Origin of the sequence: Roseicyclus salinarum (genome assembly GCF_029624655.1) — a bacterium.
GTDB classification, from domain to species: Bacteria; Pseudomonadota; Alphaproteobacteria; order Rhodobacterales; family Rhodobacteraceae; genus Roseibacterium; species Roseibacterium salinarum.
Genome location: NZ_JARRSA010000010.1, coordinates 1 through 15,526, shown reverse-complemented (window position 1 = coordinate 15,526; position 15,526 = coordinate 1). Strand labels below are relative to the sequence as shown.

Here is a 15,526-nt window from a genome sequence, read left to right as displayed (position 1 = left end):
ATTTTGCCGCCAGATACCGCCAAATCCGGTTCACTTGACGCCTACGACCACAGGATTCTCGCCGTCCTGTCGCGCGAGGGCCGCATCCCCGTGACCGAGCTTGCCGGGCGCGTGGGGCTTTCCAAGACGCCCTGCCAGGTCAGGATGAAGAAGCTGGAGGCGGCGGGATACATCCGCGGCTACCGCGCCGTTCTCGACGCCGTGCGCCTCGGGCGCAGCCACGTCAGCTTCGTCCAGGTCCGGCTTTCCGCGACGCGCGAGGCGGCTCTCGGGGCGTTCAACAAGGCTGTCCAGTCGGTGCCCGAGATCGAGGAGTGCCACATGATCGCGGGCGGTTTCGACTACCTTCTGAAGGTGCGCAGCGCGAATATCGAGGATTACCGCCGCGTGCTGGGAGAGGTGATCTCGACCCTGCCCCACGTCGCCGGCACCTCAACCCATGTCTCGATGGAGGCGGTGAAGGACGTCTCGGACGGCCTTTGAGCGGCGCGCGCCTTAGCCTTCGTCTGGGCGCGCGCCGAGGACCGCGGACAGCGCGCGCGCTGCCTCGCATACGGCTTCGGCCAGCCGCCCGATCTCGGCATGGGTCACGCGGGCCGAGGGCCCGGACACCGAGATGCCCGCCACGACCTCGCCATGCAGGTCGAAGACCGGGGCCGCGATGCAGCGCATTCCCTCGGTTTTTTCCTCGTCGTCGATGGCGAAGCCGCGCGCGCGCGTCTCGGCCAGGTCCGCCTCGAGCAGGTCGGGCGCGACCAGCGTGCGCGGCGTGAAGCGCACGGGCTCTCCCATGCGGAACAACTGCGCGCGCCGTTCGGAGGGCATGTTGGCGAGGATCGCCTTGCCGATGCCCGATGCGTGCATCGGCGACAGGGTTCCGGGCGGGAAGAAGGCGCGGATCGAGGCATGGGTCTCGACCTGGCTGACGAAAAGGACATCGCCCTCGCGCGCGATCCCGAGGTTCGCGGTCTCGCCCGTCCGTTCCATCAAGTGGCGCAGGACAGGCCGCGCGCGCTCCACCAGCGAGGTGCGGCGCAGGTAGCGCGCCCCGATCAGGAAGGCGCGGGGCCCGATGTGCCAAAGCTGCGGGCCGGGGTCGAACTCCACCAATCCGCGCGCCTGAAGCGTCACGAGGATGCGGTAGGCCGTCGCCGGCGCCTGGCCGGTGTCTGCGGCAAGTTCGGACAGGGTGGCGCCGGCCGTGGTCGAGAGATGTTCGAACACCTCCATCGCGCGGTCGAGAGACTTGATCGTGTTCTGTTCGGTGCGGTCGGACCAGGCCTTGGGCCGGCCCCTCGCCCGGCGCGGGGATTCGGGCGTCGCGTCTTCGGGCATCTTCGGTCGCTCCCTGATGCTGCAGCGCAGTGAAAAACTCTTTCAACTGGCGAAAAATTCTAAGACACTGTTATCATTAAAGTCTCTCGGGAACCAATACTTTTGAAAAATGCTTTCAAAAAAATTGCCGCCGTGCGGGTGCGCCCGTAATGTCCGTGCAGCAAGGGAAGGAGACGGCCATGAGCCTCCAGAATCCGGTTTTCATTCCGGGACCGACCAACATGCCGGAAAGCCTCAGGCGCGCCTGCGACATGCCGACGCTCGACCACAGGTCCTCGATGTTCGCCGACATCCTCCGGCCGGCGCTGGACGGCGTTCGGCGCGTCCTGAAGTCGGAGACGGCCGAGGTCTTCGTCTTTCCCGCCACCGGGACCGGCGGCTGGGAAGTCGCGATCACCAACACCCTGTCGCCGGGCGACACCGTCCTCGCGGCGCGCAACGGCATGTTCAGCCACCGATGGATCGACATGTGCCAGCGCCACGGCCTGACGGTCGAGGTGGTCGAGGTGCCGTGGGGTGAAGGCATCCCCGCCGACCGGTTCGAGGAGATCCTCTCGAAGGATGCGGGCCACCGCATCAAGGCGGTCCTCGCGACCCACAACGAGACTGCGACCGGCGTCGTGTCGGACATCGCCGCGGTGCGCCTGGTGATGGACGCGGCGGGACACCCGGCGCTGATGTTCGTCGATGGCGTCTCGTCCATCGCCTCGATGCCGTTCGAGTTCGACGCATGGGGCGTGGACGTCGCCGTCACCGGCTCGCAGAAGGGCTTCATGCTGCCCGCGGGCCTCGCCATCACCGGCTTCTCGTCGAAGGCGATGGCCGCGACCGCGACCGGCGGCCTGCCGCGCTGCTTCTACGACATCCGCGACATGGCGCGCAGCTACGCCGCGAACGGCTATCCCTATACGCCCGCCGTGGGCCTGCTGAACGGCCTGAAGGTCAGCACCGGGATGCTGCTCGACGAAGGGCTGGAGGCCGTCTTCGCCCGCCACGCGCGCATCGCGGACGGCATAAGGGCCGCCGTCGACGCCTGGGGCCTGACGCTTTGCGCGGCCCGGCCCGAACTCCGGTCAAACTCGGTCAGCGCGATCCGCACGCCCGAGGGGTTCGACGCCACGCGCATCGTCACCCATGCCGCAGAGACCTACGGCGTCGCCTTCGGCGTCGGGCTGGGCGAGGTCGCGGGCAAGGTGTTCCGCATCGGGCATCTGGGGATGCTCACCGACGTCCTCGCGCTCAGCGGGATCGCGACGGCCGAGATGGCCATGGCCGACCTCGGCCTCGACGTGAAGCTCGGATCGGGCGTCGCGGCGGCGCAGGACGTCTATCGCAGCACGGCGCCCTCCATCGCGCTGGCGGCCGAATGAAACCCGAACGAAAGGTGAGGACATGAAGGATACGACCGCCGACGGCGCACTGGACCTCCCGGACTGGGACGACGTTCTCGCCGCGCATGACCGCATCACGCCGCACATCCACCGCACGCCCGTCCTGACCTCGCGTTTCATGGACGAGCTGACCGGAGCCCGGCTGTTCTTCAAGTGCGAGAACTTCCAGAAGGCCGGCGCCTTCAAGGTGCGCGGCGCCACCAACGCCGTCTTCGGCCTCTCCGACGAGGCGGCATCCAGGGGCGTGGCCACCCATTCCAGCGGCAACCACGCGCTGTCGCTGTCCTATGCCGCGGGCCGCCGCGGCATCCCCTGCCACGTCGTGATGCCGCGCACCGCACCCGAGGCCAAGAAGGCGGCCGTGCGCGGCTACGGCGGCATCATCACCGAATGCGAGCCATCGACCACGAGCCGCGAGGCCGTCTTCGCCGAGGTGCACGCGGCGACGGGCGCCGATTTCGTCCACCCCTACAACGATCCGCGCGTCATCGCGGGCCAGGCGACATGCTCGCGCGAGCTGCTGGACCAGGTCGATGGGCTCGACGCCGTGATCGCGCCCATCGGCGGCGGCGGCATGGTGTCGGGCTGCTGCCTGACGCTGTCCAACATCGCCCCCGGGATCGAGATCTACGCCGCCGAACCCGAGCAGGCAGACGACGCCTACCGCAGCTTCAAGGCCGGCCATATCATCGCCGACGACGCCCCGGTGACGATCGCCGACGGCCTGAAGGTGCCCCTGAAGGAGCGGACGTGGCATTTCGTGTCGAACCACGTCACCGACATCCTGACGGCCAGCGAGGACGAGATCGTCGAGGCGATGAAGCTGACATGGGCGCGCATGAAGATCGTGATGGAGCCGTCCTGCGCGGTCCCGCTGGCCACGATCCTCAAGAACCCCGACGTGTTCCGGGGCAAGCGCGTGGGCGTGATCATCACCGGCGGAAACGTCGACCTCGACAAGCTGCCCTGGATGGCCTGAGCGCCTCGGCATCGAACATTCCGGCGGGCCGCGTCCCGCCGCACCCGCACAACTCGGAGACAAGACCATGAAAGACATCACCAACCTCGAAGGCCTCGAAGTCGGCTTCGACATCCCCGCCGCGCCCGGAATGCCCGAAGCCGAGATCCAGACGCCCTGCCTGATCCTCGACCTCGACGCGCTGGAGCGCAACGTGAAGAAGATGGGCGACTACGCCCGCGCCCACGGAATGCGCCACCGCGTGCACGGCAAGATGCACAAGTCGGTCGACGTCGCGCTTCTGCAGATCGACCTCGGCGGCGCTTGCGGCGTCTGCTGCCAGAAAGTGTCGGAGGCCGAGGTCTTCGCCCGCGCCGGGATCAAGGACGTGCTGGTGTCGAACCAGGTCCGCGACCCCGCCAAGATCGACCGCCTCGCGCGGATGCCCAAGCTCGGCGCGCGCACCATCTGCTGCGTGGACGACGTGGCGAACGTGGCGGACCTGTCCGAGGCCGCCCAGCGCCACGGCACGCAGATCGAATGCCTCGTCGAGATCGACTGCGGCGCGGGCCGCTGCGGCGTCACCACGACGCCCGCGGTGGTCGAGATCGCAAGGGCGATCGACGCGGCCCCCGGCCTGAAGTTCGCGGGCATCCAGGCCTACCAGGGCGCGATGCAGCACATGGACAGCTACGACGACCGCAAGGCCAAGATCGACGTCGCGGTCGCCATGGTGAAGGACGCGGTGGACACGCTGAAGTCCGAAGGGCTGGAGTGCGACATCGTCGGCGGCGGCGGCACGGGCTCGTATTACTTCGAGTCCAATTCCGGCGTCTACAACGAGCTCCAGTGCGGGTCCTACGCGTTCATGGACGCCGATTACGGCCGCATCCTCGACCGCGACGGCAAGCGCATCGACCAGGGCGAATGGGAGAACGCGCTGTTCATCCTGACAAGCGTCATGAGCCACTTCAAGGCCGATAAGGCCATCGTCGACGCCGGCCTCAAGGCGCAGTCCGTCGACAGCGGCCTGCCTGTGATCTTCGGGCGGACGGATGTTCAATATGTGAAATGCTCGGACGAGCACGGCGTGGTTTCTGACCCTGACGGCGTTCTGAAAGTGAATGACAAGCTGCGCCTCGTTCCCGGCCATTGCGACCCGACCTGCAACGTCCACGACTGGTATGTCGGCGTCCGCGGCGGCGTGGTCGAGACGCTCTGGCCGGTCTCGGCGCGCGGAAAGGCCTACTGATGGCGGACGGCACCGCAGCGCCCGCAAACGAACTGGCGATCGTGCCCGAAAGCATGATCGCCGACCTCCTGACGCGCAGGTCCGCCTTCGCGGCGGTCGAGTCCGTCTTCGCCGCCATGGCGCGGGGCGAGGCCTACAACTTCCCCGTCGTGCGCGAGGCCATCGGACACGAGGACGCGCTTTACGGGTTCAAGGGCGGCTTCGACCGGGCGGGCGGCGTGCTCGGCCTGAAGGCCGGGGGCTACTGGCCCCACAACCTCGAGCGGAGAGGCATCATCAACCACCAGTCCACGGTGTTCCTGTTCGATCCCGACACCGGGCGCGTGCGCGCGATGGTCGGCGGCAACCTGCTGACGGCGCTTCGAACCGCGGCGGCCTCGTCTGTGTCGATCCGGCATCTCGCACGGAAGGACGCCAAGGTGCTGGGCATGATCGGCGCGGGCCACCAGGCGGGCTTCCAGCTGCGCGCCGCGCTCGAGACGCACGCCTTCGAGAAGGTGATCGGCTGGAACATGCACCCCGAGATGCTGCCCAACCTCGGGCGCGTGGCCGGGGAGATGGGCGTGCCCTTCGAGGCGGTGGAATTGCCGGGCCTTTCGGAGGCCGACGTCATCATCACCATCACGTCGAGCTTCGCGCCGACGCTGATGGCCGATCATGTGAGCCCCGGCACCCATGTCGCCTGCATGGGCACCGACACCAAGGGCAAGCAGGAGGTCGAGGCGGCGCTGCTCGGGCGCGCGACGGTATTCTGCGACGAGGTCGCGCAATCGGTGTCGATCGGCGAAGCGCAGCACGCGGTCGCGGCCGGCCTCCTGGCCGAGGGCGACATCACCCAGATCGGCGCGGTGATCGGCGGGACGCACCCGGGCCGGACCTCGGCCGACGAGATCACGCTGTTCGACGGGACAGGCGTCGGGCTTCAGGACCTCGCCGTTGCCGCCGCGATCGTCGAGACGGCCGTGGACCGGGGGCTTGCGACGGTCGTGCCGGTCTGAGAGCGGACCGGGCGGGCGAAAGACGCCCCGGGGCCGGGGACGGGAGCCTCCGGCGGGAGTTTAAGGGCAAGGATGAAGCGCCGGGCTCAGCGCTCCGTCACGAGCCATGGCTCGTCGAACCAGTGCTCCTGCAGGTTGGGGCCCGGCCCGATGCGGTCGACGACCGCGAATAGTCCCGGCGGCGAGAGGGGCGTCAGGACGCCATGCCAGGTGTTGCGGTGGAAGTTGACCCCCTGCCCCGGCACCGTGCGGAACGCGCGCGGGCGGCCCGGCGCGCCGCCCGCATCCGGGGCGACCACGACGAGGAACGGATCGGCGGTCATGGGCAGGAAGGCCTGAGACCCATCGGGATGGCGTTCGACCATCTCCAGGCGCCACGGCAGGACGCGCGCCTCGGAGCGGAACAGGCTGATGCCCGCGCGCCCATCCGAGAAGTCGAGCGCGGCGCGGTCGTGGAAGCGGCCGCAGAGCCCGCCATTGATGACCCGATCCGGTTCGCCCTCGGCCTCCAGCACGTCGCCGAAGGGCGCGAAGGCCTCGGGGTTCAGCGGCTCGACGTGGATCTCCCGGCTCATGGCAACCTGTCCTCAAGGCGCAGCTCGGCGATGCGTTCGACCTGGGCGCAGGCCTCGGCGAACTCGGCCTCGGCGGATTGGCCGAGGCGGCGGCGGAAGGCCTCGAGGATCGCCTGCCTGTCGTGGTCGCGCACGGCGATGATGAAGGGAAAGCCGAATTTCGCCGTGTATGCGTCGTTCAGGGCAGTGAACTCGGCGCGCTCGGCGTCGGTCAGGGCGTCGAGGCCGGCGGAGGCCTGCTCGGCGGTGCTTTCGGCAGTCAGGCGACGCGCGGCGGCCAGCTTGCCGGCAAGATCGGGGTGGGCGCGCAGGACGCCGAGGCGCTCCTCGGGCGTGGCCGAGCGGAAGGCGCGGGCGAGCGCGGAATGGACGCCGAGCGCGGTGTCGTGGGTCGGGCCCAGCTCCAGAGCGTGGGCGCGCTCGGCGATCCACGGGGAATGCTCGAAGATGCCGCCGAACTCCGCCACGAAGGCGGCGAGGTCCATCTCCGAGGGGCGCGGCGCGGATTTCGGGGGATGGGTCGCGGCCCAGTGCTCGGCGATCTGCAGGCGGGTGGCGAACCACACGCCGTCATGCGCGGCCATGTGATCGAGCGCGCGCTTCAGCGCCGCGGCGCGGCCGGGGCGCCCCGCGAGGCGGCAATGCAGGCCGATCGACAGCATCTTGGGCGCGCCGGCGGCGCCTTCGGCATAGAGCGTGTCGAAGCTGTCGCGCAGGTAGGTCTCGAACTGGTCGCCCGAGTTGAAGCCCTGCGGCGTGGCGAAGCGCATGTCGTTGGCGTCGAGCGTGTAGGGAACGACCAGCTGGTCCCTGTCGCCGAAGCGCATCCAGTAGGGCAGATCGTCGGCGTAGGCGTCCGCGGCGTAGGCGAAGCCACCCTCCTCCGCGACGAGGCGCACGGTGTCGGCCGAGCAGCGGCCGGTATACCAGCCGCGCGGGCGCTCACCGACGACTTCCTGGTGGAGGCGGATCGCCTCGCGCATGTGGGCGCGCTCGTCCTCCACGGCGAAGTCCTTGTACTCGACCCATTTCAACCCGTGGGACGCGATCTCCCAGCCGGCCCGCTTCATCGCCGCGACCTGCTCGGGCGCGCGCGCAAGCGCGGTCGCGACGCCGTAGACGGTCACCGGCAGGTCCTTCAGCATGGCATGCAGCCGCCAGAACCCCGCCCGCGCGCCGTATTCGTAGATCGATTCCATGTTCCAGTGGCGCTGCCCCGGCCAGGCGGAGGCGCCGACGATCTCCGACAGGAACGCCTCGGACGCCAAATCGCCGTGCAGGATGTTGTTCTCGCCCCCCTCCTCGTAGTTCACCACGACCTGAACGGCGATCCGCGCGCCTCCCGGCCATTGCGGGTCGGGCGGGGTCGGGCCGTGGCCCGTCATGTCTCGGGGGTAGCGTGTCATGTCCGGCGCCTCCTGCTGCGGCGCCCCGAGACTTGGCCAAGCCTCCGGGGGCTTGCAAGCGCCTTGTGGCTGGGGAAGTGTTGCCGCGCATCAGGGAGGCAGAAATGGCCGGATTTCTCACGACGCATGTCCTCGATACGGCGCGCGGCTGTCCTGCGGCGGGCCTGCGCATCACGCTTCACCGGCTGGAGGGCACGGTGCGCGAGACGCTGGCGGAGGCCGTCACCAACGACGACGGCCGCACCGACGCGCCGATCCTGCCGCGCGAGAGGTTCCGCACCGGCACCTACGAGCTGGTATTCGAGGCCGGCGACTACCTGCGGGCCACGGGGACGGCGGGAGAGGAGCCGCTGTTTCTCGACGTTGTGCCGATCCGCTTCGGAATGGCGCGCGAGGCGCATTATCACGTGCCGCTTCTGCTGTCGCCCTACGGCTTTTCGACCTATCGCGGCAGCTGAGCCCGGCCGCCGGCCGCCGGGCGACACCGCAAACCGCGCCGCCGCCGAACGCCGCACCCCGACGCTTCCGCAACGTCCGGCTTCCGTGACGCGAAGTTTCGGGTAAGCTCGCGCGTCAGGGAGTTTCGTGAGCGTTCGAGGGAGGAACCTCATGTCCGATACAACACGTCCTTGGACGGCGTTCTACGGTCCGCACGTCCGGCCCGTGATCGAAAGCGCGAGCCATCGCATCCTGCCGGACCTGATCGGCGGGATCGCCGAGACCTACCGCGCCAGCCCGGCCTTCACCTGCGTGCTGCCCAACGGCATGAACGGCACGCTCAGCTTCGCGCAGGTCGACGAGATGTCGGATGCGCTTGCGATCTACCTGCGCGAGGTGGCGGGCCTGTCCGCCGGCGACCGGGTCGCCCTGCAGATGCCCAACTGCCTGTCCTTCCCGGTCGCGGCCTTCGCCGTCTTCAAGGCGGGATGCGTGCTGGTCAACGTCAACCCGCTCTATACCGCCGACGAGATGGGCAAGCAGTTCGAGGACGCCGCGCCACATGCGCTGATCACCGTCGACATGTTCGCCGACAAGATTCCCGCCGCCACCCGCGGCCACCCGATCCCCAACGTCATCGTCACCCGCGTGGCCGAGTTCTTCCCCCGGATGCCGCGCGGCATCGTGGGCCTCGTCCAGCGCTACTGGGACCGCTCGGTCTCGCCGATCGAGACCGCCCATATCCGCCTGCCCGACGCCATCGCCGCCGGGCGCGCGCACCGGAGCCGGGATCACGTCGAGGTCTCGGACTACAGCGCCTCGCTCGGGCCCGACGACGTCGCCGTGCTGCAATACACCGGCGGCACCACCGGCGTCGCCAAGGGCGCGATGCTGACGCACGGCAACCTGATCCTGAACATGGAACAGACATTCGAGCTGATCGAGGGCCTGGAGAAGGGCCGCGAGGTCGCGCTGACGGCGCTGCCGCTCTACCACATCCTCGCCTTCACGGTGAACCTGCTGGGGTTCTGGGCGCTTGGCGGGCGCAACCTCCTGATCCCGAACCCCAGGCCGCTCGGCAACCTGCGCCGCGCCTTCGAGAACTACCCCGTCACATGGATGAGCGGGGTCAACACGCTCTTCAACGGGCTGGCGCACGAGCCATGGTTCCTCGACACGCCGCCCCGGCACCTGAAATTCGCCTCGGCGGGCGGCATGGCGCTCCAGTCCGCGGTGGCCGAGCGCTGGGAAGAGATCACCGGCAGGCCCCTCCTGCAGGGCTACGGCCTGACGGAGACCTCGCCGGTCCTGACCTTCAACCCGCTCGGCAAGACGCGGTCGGGCTCCATCGGCGTGCCGCTGCCCTCCACCGACGTCGCCTGCCTCGGCGAGGACGGCGCGCCCGTGCCCCACGGCGAACCCGGCGAGATCGCGGCCCGCGGCCCGCAGGTTATGAAGGGCTACTGGCGCCGCCCCGACGAGACCGCGAAGGTGATGCGCGGCGACTGGTTCCTGACCGGCGACATCGGCGTGATGGACGCGGACGGATACATCCGCATCGTCGACCGCAAGAAGGACATGGTCGTCGTTTCGGGCTTCAACGTCTACCCCAACGAGGTCGAGGACTGCCTCGCCACCCATCCCGGCATCCTCGAAAGCGCGGTCATCGGCGTGCCCGACGACAGCAGCGGCGAGGCGGTCAAGGCCTTCGTCGTCCTCCGCGACCGCAGCCTGACCGAGGCCGACATCCGCGCGCACTGCAAGGAGCACCTGACCGCCTACAAGATCCCCAGACGGGTCGAGTTCCGCGACGAGCTGCCCAAGTCGAACGTGGGCAAGATCCTCCGCAAGGACCTACGCGCGGCCGAGCTCGCGCAGGCGCCCGCCCGGCAGGCGGCGGAGTAGCGCGCGATGGTCGGGGCCTTCGAACAGGCGCTCCTCGCGCTCATGATCTTCGTCATCATGCTGGGCATGGGCGCCTCGCTCACGCCGCGCGACTTCTGGCTGGCGCTCAGGCGCCCCTACGGCCTCGCCATCGGGGTGATCTCGCAATACGGCTTCATGCCCCTGATCGGCTTCGTCATGGCGATCACCCTCGACCTGCCGGATCCCATCGCCGTCGGACTTCTCATCATGTCCTGCATGCCGGGCGGCACGACCTCCAACATCTTCACCTACTTCTCCAAGGGCAACCTCGCGCTCTCGGTCCTGATGACCGTGACCTCCACCGTGTTCGGCGTCGTCCTGATCCCGATCGTGCTTCTGATCTACGCCTCCGCGCTCGACCTCACGATCCCGCGCGAGAACATCGTCATCACCCTCCTGATCCTGCTGGTGCCGGTGGCGATAGGCATGGGCCTGCGCCGGATCAACGCCAACGTGGGCGCGGTGACCGAATTCATGGGATCGGCCCTCGCGCTCTTCTTCATCGCCTTCATCGCGATTTCGTGGGTCCCCCGGAACTGGCAGTTCCTGCTGACGACCACGCCCGCGACCTACTTCGTGGCCATCATGCTCGGCGTCTTCGGCATCGCCATCGGCTACGCCTTCGCGCGTGCGCTCAGCCTCCATCCCAGGAACGCGCGCACCGTCGCGCTGGAGACGGGCATCCAGAACGGGCCGCTCGCCATCGCGATCATCGCGCTCACCTTCTCGGGCCCCGAGCAGCAGGGCATCATGGCCGTCGGCGCGCTCTACTCGCTCTTCATCGTCCTGACCTCGACGCTCGTCACCCTGATCTTCCGCCGCGCCAACACCGCCGCCGAACAGAAGCTGCCCGACAGCCTGCTCTGATCGTCCGGGCTTCATCTTTCCCAAAATACGCATCCGCGCCCACGCTCGCGGCGGGACCGGCGCCGGTTCTGGCCGCGGCCCCGGCCGCCGTGCTATCGAACGGGTGAAACTTGGAACCCCGGGGGCCCGCAGGGCAGGTGCAGCACGATAGCCTCCTTTCCCGTCTCGCGCCCGCCTCCCGGCACGGGCGCGTCATGGTCGTCTCGATGATGAAGGACGAGGCGCCCTACCTCCTCGAATGGGTCGCCCACCACATCGCCGTCGGCTTCACCGACATCCTCGTCTACACGAACGACTGCACGGATGGCACGGTCGAGATGCTGCGCCGGTTGCAGGAGCTCGGCCTCGCGCATCACCGCGACAACACGATCCCCGCCGGGATGAAGCCCCAGCCCTCCGCCATCCGCCACGCGCAGGACGACCCTCTCGTTGCGCGCTCGGACTGGCTGCTGCTGTGCGACGCGGACGAGTTCCTGTGTATCAACCACCCCTCGGGCACGCTCGACGGCCTGCTCGACGCCGTCGTCGCCGAGGGCGCGAACGGCATCGTGCTCACATGGCGCATCTTCGGCTCGTCGGGCATCGCCGACTGGTCCCGCGCGCCCGTGACCGAGCAGTTCGTCCGGGCCGCGCCCCTCGACTGGAACAAGGGCTGGGGGGTCAAGACGCTGTTCCGCTTCGATCCCGCCTACTGGAAGCTCGGCATCCACCGCCCCTCGATCCGCAACAAGTGGCTCGCCACAGGCTTCCCCGACAGCGTGAAGTGGCTGAACGGCTCGGGCCGGCCGATGGAGCCGTATTTCAGGTTCCGCGGATGGCGCTCGATCCGGCGCACGGTCGGCCATGACTGGGCGCAGATGAACCACTACGCGCTCAAGTCCGCCGACGCCTACGCCCTGCGCAAGGCGCGGGGCAACGTCAACGCCAAGAAGGACAAGTACGACGCCGCCTACTGGGCCCTTCAGGACCGCAACGAGGCCGAGGATCGCGGCATCCTGCGCCACGCCCCGCGCCGCCGCGAGGTCATGACGGCCCTCCTCGCCGACCCGATCCTTGCCGATCTCCACGAGGCCGCGCAGGCCCGTGTCGAGGTGCGGCTGGCCGCGATGCGGCGGACCCGCGGCCACGCGGCGCTCCGCGAAAGCCTCCTCGCCGCGTCGAGGACGCCCATCGAACAGGTCGACGCGCGCCCGCCCAAGGCCCGCGACCCGGCCCGCATCGCGGCGCGGATGGCCCGCGTCGAACGGAAGGCCGCCACGCCCGCGGACACGACCGAAGGGGGCCGCCACGTCCCACACCCCCACAACCCTGCACCACCCGCCCCCGCGCCGCCCGGAACCGCTCCGGGCGAGATCGCGGACTGGGTGCGCAACCAGGGCATCGACCTGCCCGCCGACCCGCGCGTGCTGGAACCCACGGCGCTCGAGGCCATCCGCGTAGGCCGCTTCGAGCGCCGCCACGCCCGCAACATCGCGGCCTATCTCGAGCCGGGCGCGCGCCTTCTCGACATCGGCACCGGGCTCGCCTTCATTCCCCTGCGCGCGCTCGCCGAGGTCGACGGGCTCCTCGTTCTGGCACAGGACGACCGCCCCGGCCTGATCCCCCTCGCCCGGCGCGTCGCCGAACGGGCCGGGGTCGCCGACGGCCCGCGCCTGCGCCTCACCGCCGACCCGCTGGGTCCCCCCAACGGCGGCGGGGCCGGGGCGCCGGGGCTCGCCGCCCTGATCGCCGCATTCCGCCCCACGGTCCTTCGGCTCGCCCGTCCCGAGGCGGTGCCGCCCCCGGCCCTCGCCGCGCAGGACCTGTCGCCACTGGCCCGCGTCGTCCTGCCCTTCGCCTCGGCCGCCGGCGCGCGCGCCCTGCGCGCGGCCTACGCCCCCGTCCTGCACGAGGCGGGTTTCCGCGAGGCGACGGACCGCGCCGGCGCGGGCAGCCTGCAATTCGACCGCGGGACCTGACGAGGACCGCAGCTCCTTCATCTTTCCCCAAATACGCCCCGCCGGAGGCGCGCACGCCCGCGACGCGATTGTCACGCCACCGAAAATGGACGAAGCTCGCCCGAGCGTTGGCCGCGCGCCAGATCGGACGCGCCGCCCCACTCACCGCGGAGCCCCGCATGGCCCACGACCGCCGCCCCGTCGCCTCGCTCTGGATCGGCGACCGGCTCCACTACCTCAACCAGCTCTGCCTCGCCTCGCACCTGCGACACGGCCATCCCGTGACGCTCTACTGCACGGGCGAGGTCGCCAACGCGCCCGAGGGCGTGGACCTCCGGCCCGCCTCCGAGATCATGGACATACCGATGGATCTCGTCGCGCAGACATCCGCCTCCTACCTCTCGAACGTGTTCCGCTACCGGATGATAAGGGCCACAGGCGCGATCTGGATCGACTGCGACGCATTCTGCCACGCGCCCTTCCCCGACGAATGGGAGTGGATCTTCGCGGGCCACGGGATGCGCGGGGCGCTGAACTGCGGGGTCGTCGGCCTGCCGCGGGATTGCGAGCTCGTCGCCATGCTTCTCGACTACTACGAGAACCTCCCCGAGGTGCCGCCCTGGTGGAACAGGAACCAGTGCCGCAAGATCGGGCGGCAGGACCCGGCCCTGCCCCATGCCGTCCGCATCTACCGCACCGAGCGCACGGCCTTCGGGCCGCAGGCCTTCACATGGTTCGCCCGCCGCACCGGCGACGCGGACCGCGCGATGGCGCCGGACACGCTCTATCCCGTGCCGTTCCAGCTCAACGACGTGTTCTACGACCCGCACGGGCGCGTGGAGGGATGGTTCACGGAGGCGACGGTGTCGGTGCATCTCTACACCAACGGCACGCGGCCGTGGTGGCGAAAGCACGCGCCGCTCGAGAACTCCTACACCTGGAGGATGTGCCGGGAGATCGGCATCGACCCGGGCGCCGCCCTCGAGGAGTGAGCCGCCGCGCCCGCGCCTCTCTTGCGGGCGAAGACGCTTCGGGCTTCTATCCCGGCATGGGCCAGCGGATCACAGCGCTCACGATGATGCGCGACGAGGCGCCTTCGCTTCTGGAATGGATCGCCTTCCAGGAGGTCGTGGGCTTCGACCGGATCGTGGTCTATACCAACGATTGCCGGGACGGCACGGACGCGATGCTCGACCGGCTGGCCCGCATCGGCGTCCCGGTCCTGCGGCGGGACAATCCCGTGCCGCCTGGCGGCAAGCCGCAGCCCAGCGCACTCAAGGCCGCGCAGAAGGACCGCGCGGTCCTCGAGACCGACTGGCTCATGGTGCTGGACGCGGACGAGTTCGTGTCGGTGAAGGTCGGCGGGCGCCGCCTGCCCGACCTGATCGCGGCGGTCCCCGAGGGGACGGAGGGCATCGTGATCACGTGGCGGATCATGGGGTCGTGCGGCCTGACCGACTGGGATCCCGGCCTCGTCCTCGAAAGCTACACGCGCGGCGCGCCCGACGACTTCCGCAGGGGCTGGGGCGTCAAGACGCTGTTCCGGCCGTTCTCGGACATGCGGCTCGGCATCCATCGCCCGACGCTGAAGGGCGCAGGGACGGACCCCGCGCGGGCGGCCCGCCTCGCCGCGTTCGACTGGGTCAACGGGTCGGGCCGTCCGATGACGCGGCAATTCATGGAGGGCATGTGGCGTTCGTCCGCTGTGACGCTGGGCTACTCCCTCGTGGAACTGGCCCACTTCGCGGTCAAGAGCCGCGAGGCGTTCCTGCTGCGCCAGCTCAGGGGCAACGTGAACGCCAAGCACGACAAGTACGATGCCGTCTATTTCGGCATCTTCGACCGCAACGAGACCGAGCGCGGGGACCTTCTGGGGCATCTGCCCGCGGTGCGCGACCGCGTGGCCCGCTACCTGCGCGACCCCGCGCTCGCGGCGCTGCACCGCAACGGGCGCGCATGGCATGCGGCGCAGTTGAGGCGTCTCGCGGCCGAGCCGGGACATGCCCGGCGGATGGAAGCGCTGGCCGCGTGTGCGGCGGTCCCTTACGACGCGCTCGACGGGCTTGTGTTCACGCAACCGCTGGACGCGAGGGGCAAGGCGGTCGTCGCGCGGCTGCGCGGCGAGGGCGTGCCCGACCCCGAAATCGCGCGGCGGGTCGCCGCCTCGGTGTCGCGGCTGGAGGCCGCGCGCGATGCGCGCGACGCACGCGAGCTTCGCGCCCGCGGATTGCCGCAGGACCGGTAAGCGCCGATCCGGGCGTGCGCCCGTGCCTAGGGCGGCGGCCGCGCGGCGGCGCAAACGGACCGGCGCCCCGAGACCCGCCGCCAGCGGCAGGCTCCGGGGCGGACTTGCAGTAAGGTGCCGTAAATGCCCCGAAATCAGGCCAAGCCGCCGTCGCGTCGTCCGGCGATCCGCGCGCCGGCCCCTCCCCGGCGCGCGGAT

At 69.7% G+C, this 15,526-nt stretch carries 14 protein-coding genes; 11 read left to right on the top strand and 3 right to left on the bottom strand.

From position 1 onward, the window contains the following. Nucleotides 1-3 precede the first annotated feature (3 nt). Nucleotides 4-483: an Lrp/AsnC family transcriptional regulator gene (locus P6F26_RS08655; RefSeq protein ID WP_278028280.1), complete on the top strand. Its 480-nt coding sequence runs from the start codon at nucleotides 4-6 to the stop codon at nucleotides 481-483. Between the two features lie 12 nt (nucleotides 484-495). On the opposite strand, the gene bhcR is transcribed toward P6F26_RS08655, so the two are convergent. Beyond that, nucleotides 496-1,335 (bottom strand): HTH-type transcriptional regulator BhcR, encoded by an 840-nt coding sequence (gene bhcR / locus P6F26_RS08650; RefSeq protein WP_278028279.1) that lies wholly within the window; start codon nucleotides 1,333-1,335, stop codon nucleotides 496-498. A 179-nt stretch (nucleotides 1,336-1,514) separates the two neighbouring features. On the opposite strand from bhcR, the gene bhcA reads away from it, so the two are divergent. The 4 genes from bhcA to bhcD all read left to right on the top strand — a co-directional run bounded on the left by bhcA (nucleotide 1,515) and on the right by bhcD (nucleotide 5,934). After that, nucleotides 1,515-2,705: an L-aspartate--glyoxylate aminotransferase BhcA gene (gene bhcA, locus P6F26_RS08645; RefSeq protein ID WP_278028278.1), complete on the top strand. Its 1,191-nt coding sequence runs from the start codon at nucleotides 1,515-1,517 to the stop codon at nucleotides 2,703-2,705. A gap of 22 nt (nucleotides 2,706-2,727) precedes the next feature. Further along, nucleotides 2,728-3,705: a beta-hydroxyaspartate dehydratase BhcB gene (gene bhcB / locus P6F26_RS08640; protein WP_278028277.1), complete on the top strand. Its 978-nt coding sequence runs from the start codon at nucleotides 2,728-2,730 to the stop codon at nucleotides 3,703-3,705. 67 nt (nucleotides 3,706-3,772) lie between these two features. Further along, a complete protein-coding gene (bhcC, locus tag P6F26_RS08635; protein WP_278028276.1) occupies nucleotides 3,773-4,936 on the top strand; it encodes a 3-hydroxy-D-aspartate aldolase BhcC in 1,164 nt (387 codons plus the stop codon). Between the two features lie 32 nt (nucleotides 4,937-4,968). Then, the gene (gene bhcD / locus P6F26_RS08630; protein WP_278028377.1) at nucleotides 4,969-5,934 is read left to right on the top strand and encodes an iminosuccinate reductase BhcD; all 966 of its coding nucleotides are present in this window, start codon (nucleotides 4,969-4,971) and stop codon (nucleotides 5,932-5,934) included. Nucleotides 5,935-6,020: 86 nt separating this feature from the next. Here bhcD and P6F26_RS08625 read toward each other — a convergent pair whose 3' ends face one another. Further along, on the bottom strand, nucleotides 6,021-6,509 hold the full coding sequence (locus P6F26_RS08625) for an ureidoglycolate lyase (RefSeq protein WP_278028275.1): 489 nt from the start codon (nucleotides 6,507-6,509) through the stop codon (nucleotides 6,021-6,023). Then, a complete protein-coding gene (puuE, locus tag P6F26_RS08620; protein ID WP_278028274.1) occupies nucleotides 6,506-7,915 on the bottom strand; it encodes an allantoinase PuuE in 1,410 nt (469 codons plus the stop codon). Before puuE ends, P6F26_RS08625 begins: the two co-directional genes overlap by 4 nt. Before the next feature lie 104 nt (nucleotides 7,916-8,019). On the opposite strand from puuE, the gene uraH reads away from it, so the two are divergent. The 6 genes from uraH to P6F26_RS08590 all read left to right on the top strand — a co-directional run bounded on the left by uraH (nucleotide 8,020) and on the right by P6F26_RS08590 (nucleotide 15,328). After that, on the top strand, nucleotides 8,020-8,373 hold the full coding sequence (gene uraH, locus P6F26_RS08615; RefSeq protein WP_278028273.1) for a hydroxyisourate hydrolase: 354 nt from the start codon (nucleotides 8,020-8,022) through the stop codon (nucleotides 8,371-8,373). Nucleotides 8,374-8,524: 151 nt separating this feature from the next. Then, entirely contained in the window at nucleotides 8,525-10,258 is a 1,734-nt protein-coding gene (locus tag P6F26_RS08610) for an AMP-binding protein (protein WP_278028272.1), read from the top strand. A gap of 6 nt (nucleotides 10,259-10,264) precedes the next feature. Further along, a complete protein-coding gene (locus P6F26_RS08605) occupies nucleotides 10,265-11,146 on the top strand; it encodes a bile acid:sodium symporter family protein (protein WP_278028271.1) in 882 nt (293 codons plus the stop codon). 137 nt (nucleotides 11,147-11,283) lie between these two features. Next, nucleotides 11,284-13,104 (top strand): glycosyltransferase family 2 protein, encoded by a 1,821-nt coding sequence (locus tag P6F26_RS08600; protein WP_278028270.1) that lies wholly within the window; start codon nucleotides 11,284-11,286, stop codon nucleotides 13,102-13,104. A 158-nt stretch (nucleotides 13,105-13,262) separates the two neighbouring features. Then, the gene (locus P6F26_RS08595; protein WP_278028269.1) at nucleotides 13,263-14,075 is read left to right on the top strand and encodes a hypothetical protein; all 813 of its coding nucleotides are present in this window, start codon (nucleotides 13,263-13,265) and stop codon (nucleotides 14,073-14,075) included. Continuing rightward, a complete protein-coding gene (locus P6F26_RS08590) occupies nucleotides 14,072-15,328 on the top strand; it encodes a glycosyltransferase family 2 protein (RefSeq protein ID WP_278028268.1) in 1,257 nt (418 codons plus the stop codon). The genes P6F26_RS08595 and P6F26_RS08590 overlap by 4 nt, the downstream gene beginning before the upstream one ends. Nucleotides 15,329-15,526 lie beyond the last annotated feature (198 nt).